The following is a 22,786-nucleotide window of genomic DNA, read 5'->3' on the forward strand; positions in this document are numbered from 1 at the left end:
TATTCCCATTACCCTCACGCAAAATATCATCACCCTTTCGCTCTTCTTCTAATTCTAGATCTTATCAATACTGCTACTAAATTCAACGACAAGGTAAGAATTAATAAAACCAAAGTGGTTGCAAACTGAATCGGCATGGTTTTCTCCACATCCGAAGATTGCGTAGACATAATATAAATATGGTATCCTAAATTCATAAACTGATCACTCAAAGAACCCGGCAACGACGCCAAATAATAAGCCGCACCCGTAAACAAAATCGGCGCTACCTCACCCGCACCCCGACTCACCGCCAAAATAGTTCCTGTCATAATTCCAGAAACTGAACCGGGCAGCACTACATTTTTTATCGTTTCCCATTTTGTAGCACCCAAAGCCAAACTCGCTTCTCGTAATTCTCTTGGAATGGTTTTTAACGCTTCTTCAACCGACACTATAATCACCGGAAGCGTCAACAAAGACATCGTTAAACTCGCCCATAAAATATTAGGTTGCCCCCAACGTAATTCTCCTCCGTTAAAAACACTATCAGCGCCAGTCCCAACAAATTGAATAAAAAAGCCCAATCCAAAAAGCCCAAAAATAATCGAAGGCACCACCGCTAAGGTACGAATGGAAAAACGAACCGCAGCAGCAAATTTTGAATGCTCACTCGCGTATTCTGTCAAATACAAAGCCGTAATCGTTCCAAAAGGTACCGCTGCAATCGACATTACAATTACCAAAATAAACGTTCCAATCAAGGCGGGTAAAATTCCTCCTTCGGTCATTCCATCAGTAGGAAAAGAAGAAATAAACTCCCATGAAAATTTAGATCTTCCCTCATACACTATGATGCCTAAAATAATAAATAGAATAGCGACAATTAAAACAACTGCCAATTGGGTAATCCCAACAACAGCTTTTTCTTTTAAATCTCCTTTTGGGTTGCCTGTACTCAAAAAAGGATGTTGCATTTCGGTTGTAGATGTTTTCATACTTTATTTTCCTTGAAATTTTTTGATCAATTTTCCTTTTACATAAAACTCTGCAATCGCATTCAACCCAAAAGAGAAAATAAAAAGCAGCGATCCTATAAAAAACAAAACACTATAATGCGTTTCTCCGAAAACCGTTTCGGCCATTTCAGAACCAATAGTAGCAGCAAAAGTTCGCACACTCTCAAACGGATTGGCTGATAGCAAAGCAGCATTACCCGTTGCCATCAAAGCAATCATCGTCTCGCCAAATACACGACCAACCCCTAATAACAAGGCGGCGAAGATACCTGGTGTAGCTGCTGGCAACGTCACCAAAAAAGCCGTTTGCGATTTACTAGCGCCTAAGGCCAAACTCGCTTCGATATACGTTTTTGGCACTGCCGAAAGCGCGTCTTCCGAAATAGTATAAATAATTGGTATGGCGGCCAATGCCATCGCTACCCCTCCGACAAAAGCATTCAAACGAGAATCATACCCAAAAACATCTTGAAAAAAAGTAGCCAACACCATTAATGCAAAAAAACCAATCACCACAGACGGAAAAGCGGCTAACATTTCTATAATAGGTTTAATGATTTCTTTTCTTCGTTTGGAAGCAAAACAAGAGGTGTAAATGGCGGCCAAAATGGCTAAAGGCCCAGCTATAAGCATCGCAATAAGAGTCACTTTTAATGTTCCGGCCAATAAAGAAATCAAACCAAAACGAGGATTATCCGAAACGGGAACCCACTCTGTTGACGCAAAAGTACTCCACGTTTTATCGGCTCCTTCTTGATTTGGCGCTGCTTTTTTGGTCACTTCTTCGGTGTCCACTGCTAATTCTTCTACAGGATCACCATACGTTTCCGGCTTTAAATCGGTCGATTCCTCTTCTGTAGGAGACAAATCTTCTACAGGTGCTCCGTAGGTTTCGGGCGCTAAATCCTCAGTGGCTCGGCCATAGGTTTCGGGTTGTGCCACAGTAGTAACTTTTACTTCGGTTGTCTCAACTTTTTTAGTGGTACTAAAAAGAGGCAAGGATTCCTTGAAAACAAAAATAAAAATCAAGAAAATAATAGCAATGGATAAAAAAGCTATACTTGAAATGATTTTTTCGGCTAAAAACTCAGACCATCGGAATTGTTTTTTTAGACTGTCTTTAGTAAACTTAGCATTCGATAAAGGTGTAGCTTCCATGATATGAATTTAGGAATTCGTAGTAAAAAAAAACTTCCTTCGTTAACAAAAAAGAAGGAAGTCTAGCATTGGGTTTATTTTAAAGGATAATATCCAACCTCAACAATTACATTTTGGCCTTCGGCACTCAAAATCCAATCGACGAATTTTTTGGTTTCTCCTGTTGGTTTTTCTCTCAAGTACATAAAAAGGTATCTAGAAATTGGATACGTTTTATTTTTAATTGTAGCTGCCGTTGGTGAAATTCCTTTGCTCTTAGCGTCTCTTTTAACTTTACAATCTTTCACGCCTTCGGCATAAGCAGCGCCACCATACCCGATTCCGAATTTGTCTTTTTTTACTGCATTTACAATTGCTGCTGTTCCTGGTAACGTTTGGCAATAACGAGCAAAATCTGTTTTTACTACATGATCTTTAAAAAACTCAAAAGTTCCTGAACTACTCTCTCTTCCATACAACTGAATTTTTGCGTCAGGTCCGCCTACTTGTTTCCAATTCGTGATTTTTCCAGAAAAAATATCGCCGAGTTGCGCAATTGTTAACTCTTCTACAGGATTGACTTTATTCAAAAAAATAGATAAACCATCTTTAGCACAGGCAATTTGAATACTGTTTTTATTATACTTTGTCTTCATTTTCTCTAACTCTTCCTGGCTTATAGGTCGGCTAGAATTTGCAATCATAGTTGAGCCATTAATCAAAGCTGCAATACCAACACCCGATCCTCCACCGGTAACTTGAACAAAAATACCTGGATTTTTTCTCATAAATACTTCGGCCCATTTTTGAGATAAAATGACCATAGTATCTGATCCTTTTACGGTGATTTTGGAAGCAGTCGTAAACGAAAAACCAATCATCATAACAGTCACTACTACAACTGCTAATTTTGTTTTATACATTTTTTAAAGTTTATTTAATTCTAAGGGAAAGTAAGGGGTGAATGTTAAGCGTGTGTTAAGTCAATGTTATTCAATCTTTATGCTTTGATTGAAATTGTCATTACAATGTGAAATAAAAAGGGTTCTACACTGAATTGTGTGGTTTTTACTATTTTAATAATGTTATTACAACACAAGAAACTTCTATTTTTAAACCATTTAAGGCATTTAAGGCCATATAAGTTTGATAAACATACCGCCCTTATTTCTTACACAACTCACACCTACTCCGATGAATTAATAGACTTACATTTTAAAATGGAACATTTTCTTAATTCTTAAATGACCTTACATGCCTTATATGGTTGTCTTTTTTTTTGTGTGTTTACCCACACAGTTGAGGGTAGAACCATAAAAAGAGACCAAAAATCGTGGTCTCTCTTTAGAATCTATCTATTTCAATGATTTAGAAATTAAACTGCGCTTGTAAACGCAATAAATTTCCTCTTTGTCTGTTGTTTCTTAGTACACTATCCTCGAATGTTCTGTCTGAAATAACCCATTCAGCAACAAATTCGAAAGCTTTGAAAGGCTGCCATTCAAATCCTAATTCATAATCTCTCACGATATAACTGCGTGCATCCCTTTCAAATTTCTTTCCTCCATCATAATATTGAAATTTAACAAAAGGGAGCACTATTTGTTTTCTAGGCAAATCCCACTTATAATTTAAAGTAATGTAACCTCCCTCTAAATCCGACACCTGAACAGAATTAGTTACTTTGTCATATCGAGGTCCTCTACCAATATTGTACTCGGTTTGGATTCCGAATGGTTTTGGATACAAAACAAAAGTAGCTCCAATTCGCTGATCTGTAGTCTGTAGTTTGTTTGGAGTAGTCACTCCTGTTGACAATTCTGATGTAAATGCCCATTTACCAGTATAAGCCTGTAATCCTGGTTCGATAATTTGATTACCAATAATGAATGGATATGTAATTCTAGAAATTACATGCAAATTTCTGTTGCCTTCGGATCTGTTTGCCGTTTGTCCATTGTATGCTCCGAAAGCAAACACACCATAATCTCCAGAACCTTTATAACCATCTCTTACCAACATCGCAAAACGTTCTCTAATTTCCGCAGGTGCCCAATAGAAAAACACTCCCAAATCACGCTCATTAGCTGCCGCACTGTTAATCGCATCATTACGGTCTAATGATAGACGATTTTGACTTGACTGCATGTTTTCAAAACCATAAGGAATTTTACTTTGTCCCACTCTGAAACGATATTCTCTTTTCTTATCAATAGACAAATCAAAATAAGCATCCCGCAATTGTACAAAATGATTCATTCCTGAACTAGGTGAACTAGCAAAATCAGGCTGTATATATACAAATACATTTGGATGAACTTGCCCGGAAAATATAATACGGGCACGTCGTATAAAAAAACCATTATTCGCTTTTGCATCTGGAGCCGTGGAGGTAGTTCCCCAAGACCTGTCACATTGCTCGCAAGAAACTTTATCATTGGTAGAGAGTAAACCATTGTAACGCACTTGTACATATCCTCTTATCCCTAAGTTGTTGTACCATTGCTCTTTAGTAGTATTATCTTTTTCTTCAGCGATTTTTGCTTTGTTTATAGAATCTAAAACATGCATTACCGCTTTTGTGATTTCGTCTTTCTTTACTTCTTGAGCACTTGTTACAAAATAACCTAATGATAACATGGCCACCAAAATTTTTCTCATCTTTTCCTGTATGAATTATTCGGGTGCAAAAGTCTAGGTGCAATGTTAATATAACGTTAGTAATATGTTATCATGACAACAAATTATCATTAAATATTCAAAACAATCTTTCACTACTAGTTTTTAAGTACTAAATTGTACTATTTTTTGTTTTTATTCATTGTTAAGTAATTGTAAATTAATTATTTACAACACACCTCTAAAATTAAACAGTTTATAAAAAACAATTCTATTTGGTGATATACAACAAGGAAAACTTATAGCCACAAGGACTCAAGCAAGCCTTACTAAGCTAATTTATTAAGTGTTTTATTAAATTTTGGAAAATTAGGCAAGTCCTACAACATTACCTTTTTAGACAAAAAGCGGATTATTAATCCTCTTGAGAAGTTATTTGGCTTACTTTTTTATCCTTTGCTTTTTCTAATGTAAAAGAAAATTCAGAACCAATGCCAAATTCACTTTCCACATAAATTTTTTCTTTATGGGCTTCGATAATATGTTTTACTATAGAAAGGCCTAAACCAGATCCTCCTTCTGAACGAGCGCCACTTTTGTCCACACGATAAAAACGCTCAAAAAGTCGGGGTACGTTTTGTTGTTCTATTCCTTCGCCATTATCTGTAACCCGAATTAAGACTTTTTTATTCGTCAAATTAACAATGGTGACTTCGGTATTTCCACCTTCTCTACCATATTTAATTGAATTCACGATAAGATTTTCGATTACTTGTTGAATTTTATCTTTATCCCCATGCACATAAACCGACTGAAGATTACTGCTCTCAAAACCTAGCGAAATTTTCTTTTTATCGGCTTTCATTTCTAACAAATCAAATACATTTTGAATGAGATCTACAATATCAAAATTAGAAAATTCCAGATTCAAATCACCGGATTCTAGCTTTGTAATCATATCTAAATCTTCAACAATATAAATCAATCGTTCTACTCCTTTTTCGGCACGTTTCAAATATTTCTTTCGAACAGATTTATCATCCATGGCGCCATCTACCAAAGTAGACAAATAGCCTTGCACCGTAAATAATGGCGTTTTTAACTCATGAGAAACGTTACCTAAAAATTCACGTCGATAGGCTTCACGAACCTGCAACATCTCGATTTCTAATTTTTTATCGGTGGCGAATTTCTTCACTTCGCGCGTCAACGTTTCCATATCAGTAGTGATGGGCTGATTGATGAACGAACTGGATTCTAAAAGGGCTACGTCATCATATATTTTTTTAACTCTTCGATAAATAAAACGTTCTACACGATATTGAATCACTAAGAAAGAAAAAATATAAGTTCCTACGAAAGCAATTAATGCATAAGAAAGAATGATTTGAGAAGGAGGTTTAAAAAAAGCTTGTTGCAGAATAGCCGAAGATAAAGCCACAAAAATGCTGACGTACAAAGCGGATTTTATGGCAAATTTATAGGTCTTTTTAAAGTTGATTTTTACCATGGGATTCAATTCCAATTTGTTACTTTTTAGGATTAAAAATATATTTTGAACGCTTAGTTTCTTTTTTATAAGACAAAAATCACAAATTATAACCAATAATTTGGTGTCAATTTGTGATTTTATTTTAAAATTTCGAATACGCTTCTGTAAAAGGACAGAAGCATTTATAGGTAGTTATACTTCAAATTTATACCCTACCCCTTTGATGGTTTTGAACAAGTCTTCACCAATTTTTTCTCTTAATTTGCGAATGTGTACATCGATGGTTCTTCCACCAACCACTACTTCATTTCCCCAAACTTTATCAAGAATCTCATCTCTTTTAAAGACTTTTCCAGGTTTTGAAGCTAGCAAATAAAACAATTCAAACTCTTTTCGTGGTAAGGCAATTTCGATATTGTCTTTTATAATTTTGTATTCTTCACGATTGATTTCGATTCCTCCAACATTAAGGGTTTCACTATTCTGGGTTTCTTCTTTTAATCTACGCAGTAATGCTTTGACTTTACTTACCAATAATTTAGGCTTAATTGGTTTTGTGATATAATCATCAGCACCGGCATCAAAACCAGCTACTTGGGAGTAATCTTCGCTTCTGGCGGTCAAAAAAGTGATGATCACATTGTTCAATTCAGGGATTTTACGAATATGTTCACAGGCTTCCATTCCGTCCATTTCTGGCATCATAACATCCATAATAATCAAATCTGGCAATTCTTTTTTGGCTTTGGTAACCGCTTCTTTTCCATTGCTGGCAGTTACAATTTGATAGCCTTCTTGAGAAAGATTGTAGCCTACAATTTCCAAAATATCTGGTTCATCATCAACCAATAAAATCTTTGTGCTTCTTTTTTTCATAAAAAATGGTGCAAAATCTATTAAAACAAATCAAATTTAGGCTTTTATTACTACAAATTCACAAAAACCATCGTAAATGTAGTTATAAAGAAATCATTTGTAAAAACAGAATTCGAGGACTTAACTTTAATTTAATATGTTAACATTTGCATAATGATAATAAAATACAATGTTAATATTGAAATAACATCGGGTTTAAAGCATGGTTGTTAATTTGCGCCAACAAACAAAGACAACAAATGAAATTAAAATTTTTAATCCTCACCTTATTTATTAGTGTACTTGGATTTTCTCAAAACAAAGGAACAATTACAGGAATCTTATCCGATAAAGATTCTAACAATCAACCCTTACCATTTGCAAATGTAACTTTAAAAGGAACAAAAATTGGCGTAAATACTGACATTGATGGTAAATACACCATTAGTACTACTTCTGGAAATTATGTTATACAATTTAGTTTCGTAGGTTACGAAACGATAGAAGTTCCAGTTACTGTTAAAGCAAATGAAACAGTAACAATAAACAAATCTATTGGTTCAGGAAGTTACAAACTACAAGATGTAGTTGTAAAAGCTACTGCTCCAAATAGAGAAAAAGAAACTGCTATTTTATTAGATCAAAAAAATGCAGTGGTTTTTAAACAAAGTATTGGAGCGCAAGAAATGGCAAGAAAAGGAGTAAGTGATGTAGAAGAAGGCTTGACCAAAATTACTGGTATTACCAAAGTAGAATCTAGAGGTTTATTCGTAAGAGGTTTAGAAGAGCGCTATAACAACTTGCTTATAAACGAACTACAAGCTCCATCCAACAGCCCTTTTACTAAAATCATTCCTTTGGATTTATTCCCTACAGATATCGTAGGAGTTTTGAATGTATACAAAACATTCAATCCGAACATACCTGGAGATTTTGCTGGAGCAACAGTAAATATCGAAACGGTTCAAGCCAAAAGTATCACTAAACTTTCTATTGGTACTAGTTTTACAACTGATAATAATGGATCTGACTTTTTGATTCACAGCGATGCCAACAATACACAAGGATTTTTTGGATTAAACGGTAGAGACCGTCAATTAAGTCCATTATATGGTAATGTTCCTGCAAGTAAAGTACTAACCCCTGATGAGTACAATGCAACTTACAAAAACAATACTTGGAATGTTGACAAAACCTCTAGCCCATTAAATACAAGTATCGGTTTAATTCACTCAGAAAAATTCAACCTAGACAATGGTGACAAAATCAACTATACTTTTTCTATCAATGGCGATAACAAATTTATTATCAGAAAAGGGGTTGACCGTACTTTCATTTTAGGAGGCGGTGACTATGACAACAATTTTCAAAAAGAAAGCTACAGTTACCAAACAAACGCCTCTGCATTGGCAGCTGTTAACTATAAAGCCAAACGTTTTGATGTTGCACTAAATTCATTTTACTTGCGCTCAACTGACAGCAAAATTATTGACCAATTGGGATATACCAACAACCAATCAAGTAATCCAAACATCTTGATTCGAACCAACCAGTTTGACCAGTCAGATTACTTAAACACCCAATTGATAGGAAATGTAAAACTTACATCAGACGAAAAACATACCTTAAAATTTGGAGGATCTTTTGTGAAAACCGGTTACGAACAACCTGATCGTAAATTTATTATTGGAGAAAAAGTTTCACCAACAGAGATAGAAACTCGCTATGGTGGTAACCATTTGAACAAACAGTATTTAGACATCAATGGCAACTACTATTTTTCAGGATTGCTGGAATATAATTATAAATTTGATGAAAAAGAAAATGGCAAATCAAACCGTTTAACTGTAGGATACAATGTTTTTGAAAATGATTTAAAATCAACTTATAGAACATTTGCATCACGCGGCTTGAATAAAAGTTATATCGCACCTATAAATTCAATCAACTCACTAATAGTTGATGATATCAACAACGGAATAATCTTTGAAAGAGAAGAATCAAATACAGACTATAAAAACAAATTAAATCAAATTGTTAATAGTGGTTACATAAACTACTTGCATAATTTTAATGAAAAATTAGAAATTAATGCAGGTATCCGTATTGAAAGTTCAATAAGAACTTCAAAATATAGAAATCAAGGAGCTACTTCTTTTACAAGACCTTATGATGTATTAACATTTGAAAAGCTTGATTTTCTACCTGTCTTAAATTCAAAATACGCATTAAATGACACTAGCAATCTACGCTTTAATGCCTCAAAAACAATCACAAGACCGGTAACGATGGAAGTATTACCAATAACTTACATTAGTCCAGATGGAAAATCTACAAACGGAAATGCTTCTTTAAAAGACACAGACAATTATAATGTAGACTTTAAATACGAATTGTTTCCGAAAAACAACGAATTAATTGCATTAGGTTTATTTGCTAAACAAATTCAAAATCCAATTGAAAGAATTTTTATAGCAAGTGCTGGTGGAAGTGGCCAACAAATTACTTACAAAAATTCAAAAGACGCTTTTTTATATGGAGCTGAAATCGAATTGTTATTACAACTTGAAAGAATTTCTCCAACTTTATCTAACTTTTCATTTGGTCTAAATACTTCGTTAATGAAAACAAAAGTAAATGTTGAATTTGGATCTAGTTCTATAGAGAACAAACCAAACAGAAAATTACAAGGAGCTTCGGAATGGATTATCAATTCAGATTTGAAATATGATTTTGAGTTTAATGAAGTAATGAAAAACTCTATTTCATTAGTATATGGTGTATTTGGTCCTAGAATTTTTGCAGTAGGTTCAGCAGGAATGGATCACATTTACGAGAAACCATTTCACAAATTAGATTTAGTTTGGTCTAGTAAATTAACCAAAAACATTGATGCTAAACTTGCCATCGACAACCTATTAAATCCATTGTACAAAATGGAACTAGGAAATGAGAATCGATTTACCATAAACGAAAACTCATTACTACTAGAGAGTTTCAAAAAAGGAAGAGGATTTTCATTAAATCTTTCTTATACCTTCTAAAAACCAAAGCTACCTATACGGGTAGCTTTTTTTTTGAAAAACGAAGAACCAAAAGAGAAAAAGACTTTACATAAAATTTACCTAAAGTTCAAATTTTAGCAATGGTATTATAATGTTGCGTTAACTTCCCTCTTAGAAGTAGTAGTTACATTTGTATCAAATAATCACAACAAACAAATAGTAAAAAAATGAAAAAATTAGTTTTAAGCTTATCAATCGTAGCTTTATTTTTAGGTAGTTGTTCATCTGATAATGAAGAGATCACAACAGATCCTATCCCTACAGGAACAATTTCGGGAGAGATAACAACTGCTAAATCTTACCCAAAAGGAAATTATACTATACAAGGAACTGTAAAAGTAAAAAACGGTGGATCCTTAACTATTGAAGCTGGATCAGTAATTACAGCAGTTTTAACAGACGGATCTGATGCTTTATTGGTAGAAAACGGAGGTAAGTTATTCTTAAATGGAACAGCTGCTTTACCAATCATATTTACTGAAGCTTCTAAAACTCCAGGATCTTGGGGAGGAATTATCATGTTCGGAGATGCTCCAATCGTGGGTGCAAATGGAGTTACGACTGCTACTTCTGAAGACGGAAACAACTTATCTTACGGAGGAACAAATGCTGCTCACAATGGTGGTTCTTTGAAATATGTAAGAGTAGAATATGCTGGGAAAAAATTAACTGACAATACTAGTGAAATGAATGGATTCTCTTTCTATTCAGTAGGATCAGGAACAGTATTAGAAAACTTAGTAGCTTACAAAGGAGCTGATGATGGTTTTGAATTTTATGGTGGAACTGTTAGTGCTAAAAACTTGATTTCTTACGGTAACTTTGATGATTCTTTCGACTGGCAAGATGGTTGGAGAGGTGATGCAAATACTAACTGGTTGGCTTACCAAGTTGCTACTGGAAACTATGGAATGGAAATTGAAGCAAAATCTGTAAACAATGCTTTCGGACCAAAAGTAAGCAACATTACTTTAACTAGAGCTTCTGGAACTGTAACTGAAGGAGGTTCTTCTGCTGCTGAGTATGATGCTATCCAATTCAAAAAAGAAGGAAATGGCGAATATACAAACGTTGTGATCTCAGGATATACTACTGGTACTACAGCTCTTCCAGCTACAGCAGTGAGAATTCAAGATAAAGCAACATTTGACAACCAAGTAACTGGTGGTAAAATCAAAATGTTGAATGTAAAAATCAATGACGGTACTTCTCAGTTTGCTGGAGTAGGAACTACTTTTACAGTAGCTTTCCCAACAGGAAACTACACTACAAGTACTACAGCTACTGGTGCTACTTTAACTCCTGGTGCATGGGCAATTGTTGATGGTGTTAGCTTGATCAAATAATTTAAGGTTTCTTTTTTTATACTTCACAAAATGCCTTTCGAAAATGAAAGGCATTTTTTTATTTATTTGAATCAATTTTTATATCTTTACTATTAAATTTAAGCTAATGGTAAAAAACTACTCTTATATTATACTCTTATTGGTCTTGTTTTTTTCTGTGAGCGTTTCAGCTCAAGAAGCCAAACAACAACCAAAGGCACAAGAAAACACTTCAATTGAAGGGTTGAGCTTGTATCCAAATCCTGTGAGTAATGGTAAAGTATATATTTCTACCAAAGAGGATTTAGAAAAAGAAATCACCATTTTTGATGTTTTAGGTAAAAAAGTGCTTCAAACCCAATTAAGCTCTCGAGAACTTAATGTTTCTGCACTACCTCCTGGAGTATACATTATAAAAATAAATGAAAATCAAGCTACCGCTACACGAAAACTAATTATTAGGTAATCCTAAATACACTGCGCTAAAGCTCCAATTCAGTTGGGGCTTTTTTTTATTCCATTTTTAATATCAACTCAAAAAAGAGCAAAAAAGTATACCTTTGCAAAAAACATACTGCATTGGTCTCAAATTCTGATCTTTTTTCGATATCCAACCAAAAGCAATTTGAAAAAATTGCTTTAAAAACGTTTCGTTACCAATACGAAAACAACTTGGTTTATCAAGAATTTTGTGATTTACTACATACTAATGTGCAAAAGGTAAAAACATTGCAACAAATTCCGTTTTTACCCATTCAGTTTTTCAAAAGTCATACGGTTGTGAGCAATAACGAAGCTCCTCAAGCTATTTTTACAAGCAGTGGAACTACAGGTATGGCCACCAGCCAACACTTTGTTACTGATGTTTCCCTTTACGAAGAAAGTTATCGTAGAGGATTTTCTCAATTTTATGGCAACATTGAAAATTATGTCGTTTTAGCGCTTTTACCTTCTTATTTAGAACGCGAAGGCTCCTCTTTGATTTATATGGTCGAAGATTTGATTCAGTTATCCAATCAACCCGAAAGTGGCTTTTACCTCAATAATCACGAGGAACTAATCAAAAAGATGATAGAGCTGAATCAAGCTGAAAAAAACATACTACTGATTGGTGTTACCTATGCATTGCTCGATTTAATAGAATATGCGAAATCAATTGCATTCCCCCTTTGGGGGTTAGGGGGCTCCACCATCATTATGGAAACGGGCGGTATGAAAGGCAAACGCAAAGAAATGATACGCGAAGAATTACACCAACAGTTATGCGCTGGTTTTGGAGTTTCTAGCATTCATTCAGAATACGGGATGACCGAATTACTCTCACAGGCGTATTCACTTGGAGAAGGCATATTTGAATGCCCTTCTTGGATGCAAATACTCATTCGAGATACCGAAGATCCTTTAAGCTATATAACCAACGGAAAGACTGGAGGAATCAACGTAATTGATTTGGCCAATCGCAATTCCTGCTCTTTTATTGCTACTCAAGATTTGGGTAAAAAATACGCTAACGGTACTTTTGAAGTGTTAGGTCGTTTTGACAACTCAGATATTCGTGGGTGTAATTTGATGGTGGTTTAATTCTTTTTTTATGAAAAAAATATTGATGTTATTTTTTTGCTTTCCACTATTGGTTGCTGCTCAATTACAAATAAAAATCAACACAATTACTACTGATAACAGTGATAAAAACCATAGAAAATTCAACATTGAATATACTTTAGAAAACACTAGTGATAAAGAAATTGCTTTTTTCTTTACTCCAAATCATTTCAATTCTGCTCACCGTGGATCCTTGCAAACAGCAATGTTATTTAAAATATTTCAAAATGACACATTAATTCCAGCCGACGGAATGCTATCGAATTCAAAAAATGATTACTCGAAACTCTCGAATGTATTAGATGTTGAGGAAAGAATTAAAGTTTTGGATAAAATGAAAGCAGATGAACTAAACATCACTTTGGACTCACTCCGCTCCTATCGAAAAAGAATAACTAGTGATCCTGATTTTTTTCAAAAAGAATCTAGCAAAAAATTAATGAGTAGCATAATTAGGCTGCCTTCAAAATCACACAAAACGTACCATCAAATTCTTTATTGGAACAAAAAAAGATACTTTAAAACCGATGATAACGAATATTATTTAGGAGAAACAAGTCCCTTTTTTATTGAACTTTGCTTAGTTGCACTTAAAGAAGAATTGAGTTTTAAATTAAGTCCAGAAGACTTCAAAACCATAAAAAATAATCCTTCTTTCATCAAAGGCTATTTTACATCCAACAAAACTCTCATCGATTTGTCAAAATAAAAAAGTCCACAATAAAAATTGCAGACTTTTGAATGTATAAATTTCGGGTGTTACACCACTCTAATTACAAAATAATTTTTCTTACCACTTTGCAACAAGACGAATCTATCGTTGATTAAATCATTGGCTGTCAACACAAAATCTTCTTTTACTTTTTCTCTATTTACAGAAATAGAATTGGCTGTCAAAGCTCTTCTCGCTTCTCCATTCGATTTAAAGAAACCTGTTTTTTCATTTAAAACTGTAATGATATCCAAGCCAGCTTCCACTTCATTTTTGGCAATTTCTGCCTGAGGAACACCATCAAAAACTTCTAAGAATGTGGCTTCATCTAATTGTTTCAAATCATCAGCCGTAGCATTTCCAAACAAAATTCCAGAAGCTTTAATCGCATTTTCTAAATCTTCCTTAGAATGTACCATAATCGTGATTTCCTCGGCTAATTTCTTTTGTAATAAACGCAAATGCGGTGCTTCTCTATGTTGCAACGTCAACTCCTCGATGGCTTCTTTAGTCAAAAATGTAAAAATTTTGATGTATTTCTCAGCGTCAACATCAGAAGTATTCAACCAATATTGGTAGAATTTATATGGAGAAGTTCTAGCGGCATCCAACCAGATATTTCCTCCTTCGGATTTTCCAAACTTAGTTCCATCAGCTTTAGTAATCAAAGGACAAGTTAGAGCATAAGCTTTCCCTCCTTCTTTTCTACGAACCAATTCGGTTCCTGTGGTAATATTTCCCCATTGGTCACTTCCTCCCATTTGTAGGGTACAACCTTTGGCTTTGTATAAATGCAAGAAATCATAGCCTTGCACCAACTGATAGGTAAACTCCGTGAAAGACATTCCCTCGGCTGCTTCTGAGGACAAACGTTTCTTTACCGAATCTTTCGCCATCATATAATTCACTGTAATATGCTTTCCGATATCGCGAATGAAATCCAGAAACGAAAATTCTTTCATCCAGTCATAGTTGTTCACCAATTCGGCAGCATTATCAGCATTCGAAGTGAAATCTAAGAAACGAGCCAATTGACCTTTTATCGCTTCTTGATTATGACGTAAAGTAGCTTCGTCTAATAAATTTCTCTCATTTGATTTCCCAGATGGGTCTCCAATCATTCCAGTGGCACCACCAACCAAAGCCAATGGTTTATGTCCAGCTAACTGAAAATGTTTCAATAGCATCACGCCTACCAAATGACCAATATGCAATGAATCGGCAGTTGGGTCAATACCCACATATGCCACACGCATTTGCTCCAACAAATGTTCTTCGGTGCCTGGCATAACATCGTGGAGCATTCCTCTCCAAGTCACTTCTTCAATAAAATTCTTCATTTTTTTTCAATTTTGACAAAGATAACAATTTCGATGGCAATGACAATTTGAGTTATGAGTCAAAATAGTATATTTGCCCATATGATATTAGTAACAGGAGGAACTGGCTTAGTTGGCGCACATTTATTACTTCATTTGATAGAAAATGGAGAACAAGTTCGAGCAATCTATCGAACTGAAGCAAATTGTGCTAAAACCAAAGCGCTATTTAGCCATTACCAAAAAGAGCATTTGTTTGGTGCAATTGAGTGGATATCAGGAGATATTTTGGACATTCCTTCTCTTGAGATGGCATTCCAAAACATTAATCAAGTGTATCATTGTGCTGCTTTGATTTCCTTTGACCCCAAAGACGAAGACGCCATCCGAAAAACGAATATCGAAGGAACCGCCAATATTGTCAATTTTTGTTTGGCAAAAAAAACTGAAAAATTATGTTTTGTGAGTTCGATTGCCGCATTGGGCGACTTAGCCCCTCACGAAACAGAAATCACCGAAACCACCGAATGGAATCCAGAAAAACCACATAGCGATTATGCTATTTCAAAATACGGTGCCGAAATGGAAGTTTGGCGAGGTCAGCAAGAAGGACTGAAGGTGATTATTGTAAATCCAGGTGTGATTTTAGGCCCAGGTTTCCCGTCGCAAGGAAGTGGGACTTTATTTACTACTATAAAAAAAGGCTTGTCATACTACACTTTAGGAACTACTGCTTTTATCGCCATTTCTGATGTAATAAATTGTATGTACCGCTTAATGAAAAGTGATTGTTGCAACGAAAGATTCACTTTGATTGCCGAAAATTTAGTTTTCAAAGATGTTTTTTTTACTATCGCTGATGCCTTAAAAGTAAAAAGACCGACACGATATGCCAGTCCTTTACTTACTACTATTGCTTGGAAAATAGATGCGTTTTTAGCATTCTTATCCATCAAAAAACGTACTTTTAGTCGTGTGACTGCCAAAGCTTCGCATTCTGCAATACCTTACAGCAACCAGAAAATCGTTTCCCAATTAGAGCCTACTTTTACGAACATAAAAACTTACATTCAAGAGATTGCACCTACGTTTTAAGTTATTGTGCTAATTTTTCAGCTCTACTCTTTGAATGGGTTTTGGAGTTCAATTTTACTTTTTCTTGCTGACGTTTTATAATGGTATCCATTTTATCACTATTGACTTGCAGTCGTTTCTGCACCTGCTCAAACATAGCTTTATACTCCTCAATAGAAGACGCATAATAAATATTACTTTGCGAAAACTGAGCACTATCAATCTTGTATTTTTTATAAATGAATTCTTTAGGAACAATTTTTTGATACTCCGTTTTAGACATCATCTGATATTTTGAAGCATCCAAAATGGCCAAATCGTAAAAAACGTTTACCATAACGGCTTTATCAATCAACTTTTTGGGCGTTTTGACTGTTTCTTCTTTTCGACATCCAACGAATGAAACTAAGAGTGCAAAAAATAAGATTCCTTTTTTCATTTTTATCTATCAAATAATAATCGTTTACCAGCTTTCTTTGGGCTTACTTTAAAGCCTTGATACACCAATTGACCGTTTACAAAAGTGTGGGTAATTCTAGATTTGAAAGTATAACCTTCAAAAGGCGACCAACCACATTTGGCTAAAATATTTTCTTTCTTCACACTCCAAGGCAAGCCTGCATTCACAATGGCCAAATCGGCATAATACCCCACTTTAATAAAACCTCTTTTCTCAATTTTGAAAAGCGATGCAGGATTGTGACACATTTTCTCCACAATTTTTTCGATAGTGATTTTTCCTTGATGATAAGCTTCAAACATTGCCACTACCGCGTGTTGCACCAACGGTCCGCCAGAAGGAGCTTTGGTATACACTTGTTTTTTTTCTTCTAGAGTATGAGGCGCGTGATCTGTAGCAATAACATCAATTCTGCCATCATTTACCGCTTTCCATAAAGCTTCGCGGTCATTGGCTGTTTTAACTGCTGGATTCCATTTGATAAAGTTTCCTTTGGTTTTATAATCTTCGTCCGAAAACCATAAGTGGTGAATACATACTTCAGCAGTAATCATTTTCTCAGCCAGTGGAATTTTATTAGTAAACAAATCTAACTCCTTAGCAGTAGAGATGTGAAAAACGTGTAATCTTGCTCCAGTTTTCTTGGCCAATTCTACAGTTCGAGAAGACGATAAATAACAAGCTTCTTCGCTACGAATCAAAGGATGGCACTCCACAGGAATATCGTCACCGTATTGCTCTTTGTATTTTGCTAAATTAGATTTAACCGTGTTTTCATCTTCACAATGCACAGCGATTAGCAATTTTGTACTAGAAAAGATTTTCTCTAATGAAGCGGTACTGTCTACCAACATATCTCCTGTTGAAGAACCCAAAAAGAGCTTAAGTCCAGCAACATTTCGCGGATTTGTTTTTAAAATTTCCTCCAAATTATCATTGGTTCCCCCCATCATAAATGAATAGTTGGCAAAAGAAGACTCCGCTGCAATTTGGTATTTTTGTTCCAATAACTCTTGGGTTACCGCATTTGGAACAGTGTTGGGTTGTTCTATAAACGAAGTTATTCCTCCCGCTACAGCCGCTCTAGATTCTGATTCAATATCGCCTTTATGAGTAAGGCCCGGTTCTCTAAAATGCACTTGATCATCGATAGCACCAGGAATCAAATAGTTCCCTTCGGCATCAACAATTTTACAATCGGATGACTTTGGGCTAATCGTTTCTGCAATTTCAACAATTATATCATTTTCAATTAATAAATCACCTTCAAAAATGGCTCCTTCATTTACAATCTTAGCATTTTTTATTAAAATCTTATTCATTTTTATGGTATTAAAGTCTTCTAATTAACTGTCGCATTCGGAGGGAAATGACTCCAAAAACAGCTTCTATTATAATGGAATTGCTCATTTTTGAAACCCCTTTGGTTCGATCGGTAAAAATAATCGGAACTTCGGTGATTTCAAATTTTTTGCAATACGTTCTATACTTCATTTCGATTTGAAAAGCATAGCCTACAAACTTTATTCTATCAATATTAATCCGCTCTAGCACTTCTCTTTTGTAACAAACAAAGCCTGCGGTTGCGTCGTGAATTTTCATTCCAGTAATCATTCTAACGTAAACAGAAGCAAAATACGACATCAAAACGCGACTCAACGGCCAGTTGACCACATTAACTCCCGTTACATATCGAGAACCTATGGCTAAGTCGGCTCCGCCTAAATGACAAGCATCGTATAGTTTTTCTAAATCGTTAGGATTATGAGAGAAATCGGCATCCATTTCAAAAATGAATTGGTAGTCCCTTTGCAACGCCCACTTAAAGCCATGAACATAGGCTGTTCCTAAACCAGATTTTTCTTTTCTTTTTTCTAAAAACAACCTTTCTGGATATTCTTCTTGAAGCAATGTTACCTTATCAGCAGTGCGATCGGGTGAGTTATCATCTATAATTAGAACATGAAAAGATTTGTGCTGAGAAAGCGTCGCTCGAATGATTTTTTCGACATTCTCAATTTCGTTATAGGTTGGAATTATAACTATACTATCGTTCATATTTGTAGCAATTTCACGGCAAAAGTAAACTTTTTATAGCATTTGATTCATAATAAATCTATAATAAAAAGATTCAAACAAAAAATTAGTAATTTTGTTGGCTATGATGGATCCCATACTTCACCCAAGAATAATAGAGAATAAAGACTGGGCAACTGCTCTATTTGTTTTATCATTGGTATTGATTGCTTTAACCAAATCGATGTACGAAAATCGTTTCAATGAATTCACTAAATTGATTTATTCGGACAAATATGTCAAAATGTATCGCGATAGCAGCCATATAATGAGCGGTTTTACGATAACACTTTTTATAGTCCAAATCATATCATTTGCTTTTTTTCTACAGCTTTTTTTAAGTTATTACGGTCGGGCTTCAAAATCAGATTGGATGTTGTTTATTCAATTGTTTACGTTTCTTACTTATTTTATTTTAGCCAAATTTTTACTAGAAAAAATTATTGCTACTGCTTTTAATATTGAAGACATAATGGAGCAATTCAATTTGAAGAAAGTAACCTATCGAACTTACATTGGGTTAATCATCTTACCAATCGATTTAATTCTTTATTATTTTGATGTCTTTTCCAAAAACATTTTTTTACCAATTTTTGTTATTATACTGATAATAAACCTCTTCACATATCTACTCACAATAAAAAAATACCAAAGTTTAATAATGAGTAAATTGTTTTATTTTATTTTATATCTTTGCGCACTTGAAATAGCACCCTATTATTTTATGTATTATTGGTTTACAAAAGGGAATACTTAGACAATATTAACTATGAAAGTGAAAACAATTTTGGTGTCACAACCAGAACCTAAAGTAGAGAACTCTCCTTACTTTGAGTTGCAACAAAAGCATAAAGTAAAAATTGATTTCAGGCCTTTTATTCATGTAGAAGGAGTCAGCGCAAAAGAAATTCGATTGCAAAAAATCGACCTACACAATTACAGCGCCATTATTTTAACCAGTCGTAATGCGGTAGATCACTTTTTTAGAGTGGCCGAAGAAATGCGATACAAAGTTCCCGAAGATTTAAAATATTTTTGTCAATCTGAAGCTATTGCTTTTTATCTTCAAAAATATGTAGTGTACAGAAAACGTAAAATTTATGTTGGACCAAAAGATTTCGCCGATTTATCTCCGCTAATCAAAAAGTATAAAGACGAAAAATTCTTATTACCCGCATCTGATCAATTGAATGCAGATATTCCAGTTACTTTAAATGCTTTGAAAGTAGATTGGACACCCGCTACTTTTTACAAAACCGTAATGAGTGACTTATCGGATTTGGCTGATGTATATTATGATGTTTTGGCTTTTTTCAGTCCAACTGGAATCAAATCATTGTATAAAAACTTTCCAGATTTCGAACAAAACAACACGAGAATTGCTGTTTTTGGAAGCACAACGCAAAAAGAAGCCCTAGACCATGGATTACGTGTAGATATTATGGCACCCACTCCAGGGACACCCTCAATGACTATGGCGTTAGAAAAATACATTGCAGAGGCTAACAAAGGAAAATAATACATCTCAATTCCAAAATATAAAATCCAAATTCCAATTACTAAACGGAATTTGGATTTTTTTATACCCTCAAATTTGATTTTAATTTCAAATCTAAACTAAAATCATTATTTTAGTTAAAAATTATAACATGAAAATCAATTCACTTATAGTTGAAATTGACGGAATCGACAAAGAAATCTTGCGCTACCTTATGGAGGATGCCAGAAAACCCATTTTGCAAATCGCCAACAAAATTGGAATTTCGGGAGCCGCCATTCATCAACGACTGCGCAAATTGGAGCAATCGGGCGTAATTTCTGGGTCTAAATTCACAGTAAACCACAAAGTATTAGGCTATAACACGATGGCTTTCGTTGGAGTATATCTCGATAAAGCCGCCCGAAATTCAGAAGCGGTAAAAGATTTAAAAAAAATTCCAGAAGTACTCGAATGCCATTACACCACTGGTAACTGGTCTATTTTGATTAAAATCATTTGCCGAGATAATGAACACTTAATGCAGCTTTTGAATTCAAAAATCCAGACTATAGAAGGTGTTTCTAGAACTGAAACGTTTATTTCGCTAGAACAGCAAATAGAACGACAAATACAACTCTAAAAATCCCAAATCCCAAATTTCAAATTTCAAATTTCAAATTCTAGTAAAAAAAATCCAACCTCAAGACTTCGAGATTGGAATTTAAATGTTCTGTCTTGGAATTTTTCTTTTACTCCCTTCTACCACCCAAATAGATAGAAACATAGTATAACAAAGTCGCGATAGAACCTAAAGCCGCTACTACATAGGTTCTAGCTGCCCATTTTAAGGAATCTTCGGCTCCATCATACTCGGCACGATTGAGCATGTTCTTATTTTTCAACCAAGCTAAGGCGCGATTGCTAGCATCATATTCTACTGGCAAAGTAACAATGGAAAACAAAGTGGTGGCTGCAAAAATCACAATCCCAATCAGCAACAAGCTCGGAAAGGTTTTAATCATTAGAATTCCTGCCAACAAAATCCATTGCACAAATCCAGAAGCTACGCTTACAACAGGTACCAACTTAGAACGCATTTGCAACCATTCGTACCCCACAGCATGTTGTACAGCATGACCACATTCGTGCGCCGCCACAGCAGCCGCAGCCGCATTACGCTGATTATATACCGCCTCACTCAAATTGACCGTTTTATCTACTGGATTGTAATGATCCGTTAATTGTCCTGGAGTCGAAATGACACGAACATCATAAATCCCATTATCTGCAAGCATTTTTTGAGCAATCTCTGCACCCGACATGCCGTTTTGCAATTGCAATTTAGAATAGTGCGCGAACTTACTCTTCAATCTTGAACTCACCAACCAGCTGAAAAGCATAATGGCTCCAGCCAAAATCAAATAACTACTTCCCATATTTTTGTTTTTTAGTTTTATTTTTTTTGTCTTATTTATTGACCACAATTTACGAACCAAAATTAAAAAATGCCATTTTGACACGAGTTAAATATTCTTTAAAAAATCCAAATCAGCCAAATCTCTTTTCACGATTTTATACAAAATAAAACTAAAAAATATTAAAAATCCAAATCCACTAAACTGAACATATAAATAAAGCCAATTTGACATAGTTTCTTTAAAAAGAGGCAACAATGAAACAAAGCCATAAACGTATAAGACATAGATAAATGGAGTAAGAACAAAGTGGATCAATCTCCTGAATTTATAGAACTTTACCAATTGTTTAATATAACTTTTAAAATCAGTTGTAAAATCAATTTCATTAAATTTAAAAACACTTATTGATTCTAAAACAACCCTTACTACGATAACAGCAATCATTATTTCTAATCCTTTAATTTGCTTAGCAATCTGACTATTAAAAATAGAACTATAATAGTAACCTAAAACAAATATTAATACAGTAAGAATTCCAATTGTTGAATAATAATTAAACTTAAGCTTTTTGGCTTTTTGGTTAGATTCATCAATAATACTACTACTATCTTTTTCTGGACTAGCTTCTAATTGCTGATTCCAAATAGATTTCATTTCATTAAACTCTTCCATTTTGTACACATTTTGTTAATTTAGACTTAATTCTATGGATTTTCACTCGTAAATTTTCTTCGGTTATACCCATGACTTCTGCTATTCTATCATAACCTAAATCTTCTAAAACCATCATGATAATTAACCTACTCCCTGGCTCCAACTGATTTATACAACTATACATTTTAAAAAACTTCTCTTCAGAATCTTGTAAATCAGCTCCAGTAATCATTTCTGGAATTTCATTTGTATGAACAACTTTTCTATTTGAAGTTTTTCTCAAATACATCAAACAAGTATTAGAAGCAATTTTATAAATCCAAGTACTTACATTAGATTCATTTCTAAATTTTGACAAATTCTCCCACACTTTTATAAAAACCTCCTGAGTAACATCCGATGCGATATCATTATCACCATTAAAATACCCTTTACACAACCTATATACTTTTGCATAGTACAATTTATAAGTCGTATCGAAATTATTAACTTGTTCCAAA

22 protein-coding genes are annotated in these 22,786 nt (G+C 34.4%); 9 read left to right on the plus strand and 13 right to left on the minus strand.

The window, feature by feature from the left end; all coding sequences use genetic code 11:
* Window positions 1-29: 29 nt before the first annotated feature.
* From pstA to O9307_RS06485, 6 genes are all read right to left on the minus strand, one after another.
* Window positions 30-977, minus strand: a complete 948-nt coding sequence (pstA, locus tag O9307_RS06460) for a phosphate ABC transporter permease PstA (RefSeq protein ID WP_298296603.1) — start codon at window positions 975-977, stop codon at window positions 30-32.
* A gap of 3 nt (window positions 978-980) precedes the next feature.
* Window positions 981-2,156, minus strand: coding sequence for a phosphate ABC transporter permease subunit PstC (gene pstC, locus O9307_RS06465; RefSeq protein WP_298296606.1), 1,176 nt, complete (start codon window positions 2,154-2,156; stop codon window positions 981-983).
* A gap of 74 nt (window positions 2,157-2,230) precedes the next feature.
* Window positions 2,231-3,058: a phosphate ABC transporter substrate-binding protein gene (locus O9307_RS06470; protein WP_298296609.1), complete on the minus strand. Its 828-nt coding sequence runs from the start codon at window positions 3,056-3,058 to the stop codon at window positions 2,231-2,233.
* Between the two features lie 445 nt (window positions 3,059-3,503).
* Window positions 3,504-4,796: a porin gene (locus O9307_RS06475; protein ID WP_298296613.1), complete on the minus strand. Its 1,293-nt coding sequence runs from the start codon at window positions 4,794-4,796 to the stop codon at window positions 3,504-3,506.
* Between the two features lie 373 nt (window positions 4,797-5,169).
* Window positions 5,170-6,264: an ATP-binding protein gene (locus O9307_RS06480; RefSeq protein ID WP_298296842.1), complete on the minus strand. Its 1,095-nt coding sequence runs from the start codon at window positions 6,262-6,264 to the stop codon at window positions 5,170-5,172.
* A 174-nt stretch (window positions 6,265-6,438) separates the two neighbouring features.
* Window positions 6,439-7,122 carry a response regulator transcription factor gene (locus O9307_RS06485; protein WP_064715669.1) on the minus strand — a complete coding sequence of 228 codons (684 nt, stop codon included), beginning with the start codon at window positions 7,120-7,122 and terminating at the stop codon, window positions 6,439-6,441.
* Between the two features lie 239 nt (window positions 7,123-7,361).
* On the opposite strand from O9307_RS06485, the gene O9307_RS06490 reads away from it, so the two are divergent.
* The 5 genes from O9307_RS06490 (at window position 7,362) to O9307_RS06510 (ending at window position 13,802) form a co-directional block, all read left to right on the plus strand.
* Window positions 7,362-10,145, plus strand: a complete 2,784-nt coding sequence (locus O9307_RS06490) for a TonB-dependent receptor (protein ID WP_298296618.1) — start codon at window positions 7,362-7,364, stop codon at window positions 10,143-10,145.
* 188 nt (window positions 10,146-10,333) lie between these two features.
* Window positions 10,334-11,512 carry a hypothetical protein gene (locus O9307_RS06495; RefSeq protein WP_298296621.1) on the plus strand — a complete coding sequence of 393 codons (1,179 nt, stop codon included), beginning with the start codon at window positions 10,334-10,336 and terminating at the stop codon, window positions 11,510-11,512.
* A gap of 106 nt (window positions 11,513-11,618) precedes the next feature.
* Window positions 11,619-11,957: a T9SS type A sorting domain-containing protein gene (locus O9307_RS06500; RefSeq protein WP_298296625.1), complete on the plus strand. Its 339-nt coding sequence runs from the start codon at window positions 11,619-11,621 to the stop codon at window positions 11,955-11,957.
* A gap of 113 nt (window positions 11,958-12,070) precedes the next feature.
* Window positions 12,071-13,072, plus strand: coding sequence for an acyl transferase (locus tag O9307_RS06505; RefSeq protein WP_298296627.1), 1,002 nt, complete (start codon window positions 12,071-12,073; stop codon window positions 13,070-13,072).
* A gap of 10 nt (window positions 13,073-13,082) precedes the next feature.
* Window positions 13,083-13,802, plus strand: coding sequence for a hypothetical protein (locus O9307_RS06510; protein WP_298296629.1), 720 nt, complete (start codon window positions 13,083-13,085; stop codon window positions 13,800-13,802).
* A 50-nt stretch (window positions 13,803-13,852) separates the two neighbouring features.
* Here O9307_RS06510 and tyrS read toward each other — a convergent pair whose 3' ends face one another.
* A complete protein-coding gene (gene tyrS, locus O9307_RS06515; protein WP_298296631.1) occupies window positions 13,853-15,145 on the minus strand; it encodes a tyrosine--tRNA ligase in 1,293 nt (430 codons plus the stop codon).
* Between the two features lie 81 nt (window positions 15,146-15,226).
* Here tyrS and O9307_RS06520 point away from each other — a divergent pair, with 81 nt between their 5' ends.
* Window positions 15,227-16,219: an NAD-dependent epimerase/dehydratase family protein gene (locus O9307_RS06520; protein WP_298296632.1), complete on the plus strand. Its 993-nt coding sequence runs from the start codon at window positions 15,227-15,229 to the stop codon at window positions 16,217-16,219.
* A 1-nt stretch (window position 16,220) separates the two neighbouring features.
* On the opposite strand, the gene O9307_RS06525 is transcribed toward O9307_RS06520, so the two are convergent.
* From O9307_RS06525 to O9307_RS06535, 3 genes are read right to left on the minus strand one after another with little or no spacing between them, the layout of a single operon-like run.
* Window positions 16,221-16,637 (minus strand): DUF4296 domain-containing protein, encoded by a 417-nt coding sequence (locus O9307_RS06525; RefSeq protein ID WP_298296634.1) that lies wholly within the window; start codon window positions 16,635-16,637, stop codon window positions 16,221-16,223.
* 2 nt (window positions 16,638-16,639) lie between these two features.
* Window positions 16,640-17,980, minus strand: coding sequence for a dihydroorotase (locus O9307_RS06530; protein WP_298296637.1), 1,341 nt, complete (start codon window positions 17,978-17,980; stop codon window positions 16,640-16,642).
* A gap of 10 nt (window positions 17,981-17,990) precedes the next feature.
* The gene (locus O9307_RS06535; RefSeq protein ID WP_298296640.1) at window positions 17,991-18,716 is read right to left on the minus strand and encodes a polyprenol monophosphomannose synthase; all 726 of its coding nucleotides are present in this window, start codon (window positions 18,714-18,716) and stop codon (window positions 17,991-17,993) included.
* Window positions 18,717-18,822: 106 nt separating this feature from the next.
* On the opposite strand from O9307_RS06535, the gene O9307_RS06540 reads away from it, so the two are divergent.
* The 3 genes from O9307_RS06540 to O9307_RS06550 all read left to right on the plus strand — a co-directional run bounded on the left by O9307_RS06540 (window position 18,823) and on the right by O9307_RS06550 (window position 20,854).
* Window positions 18,823-19,491: a DUF4271 domain-containing protein gene (locus O9307_RS06540; protein ID WP_298296845.1), complete on the plus strand. Its 669-nt coding sequence runs from the start codon at window positions 18,823-18,825 to the stop codon at window positions 19,489-19,491.
* A gap of 12 nt (window positions 19,492-19,503) precedes the next feature.
* Entirely contained in the window at window positions 19,504-20,253 is a 750-nt protein-coding gene (locus O9307_RS06545; protein ID WP_064715680.1) for a uroporphyrinogen-III synthase, read from the plus strand.
* Window positions 20,254-20,383: 130 nt separating this feature from the next.
* Window positions 20,384-20,854, plus strand: a complete 471-nt coding sequence (locus O9307_RS06550) for an Lrp/AsnC ligand binding domain-containing protein (protein ID WP_064715681.1) — start codon at window positions 20,384-20,386, stop codon at window positions 20,852-20,854.
* Between the two features lie 109 nt (window positions 20,855-20,963).
* On the opposite strand, the gene O9307_RS06555 is transcribed toward O9307_RS06550, so the two are convergent.
* From O9307_RS06555 to O9307_RS06565, 3 genes are all read right to left on the minus strand, one after another.
* A complete protein-coding gene (locus O9307_RS06555; protein ID WP_298296647.1) occupies window positions 20,964-21,650 on the minus strand; it encodes a zinc metallopeptidase in 687 nt (228 codons plus the stop codon).
* An 87-nt stretch (window positions 21,651-21,737) separates the two neighbouring features.
* Window positions 21,738-22,304: a hypothetical protein gene (locus tag O9307_RS06560; RefSeq protein ID WP_298296650.1), complete on the minus strand. Its 567-nt coding sequence runs from the start codon at window positions 22,302-22,304 to the stop codon at window positions 21,738-21,740.
* Window positions 22,291-22,785, minus strand: a complete 495-nt coding sequence (locus tag O9307_RS06565) for a sigma-70 family RNA polymerase sigma factor (protein ID WP_298296654.1) — start codon at window positions 22,783-22,785, stop codon at window positions 22,291-22,293. Before O9307_RS06565 ends, O9307_RS06560 begins: the two co-directional genes overlap by 14 nt.
* Window position 22,786 lies beyond the last annotated feature (1 nt).

This window comes from Flavobacterium sp., assembly GCF_027531905.1.
GTDB lineage: Bacteria > Bacteroidota > Bacteroidia > Flavobacteriales > Flavobacteriaceae > Flavobacterium.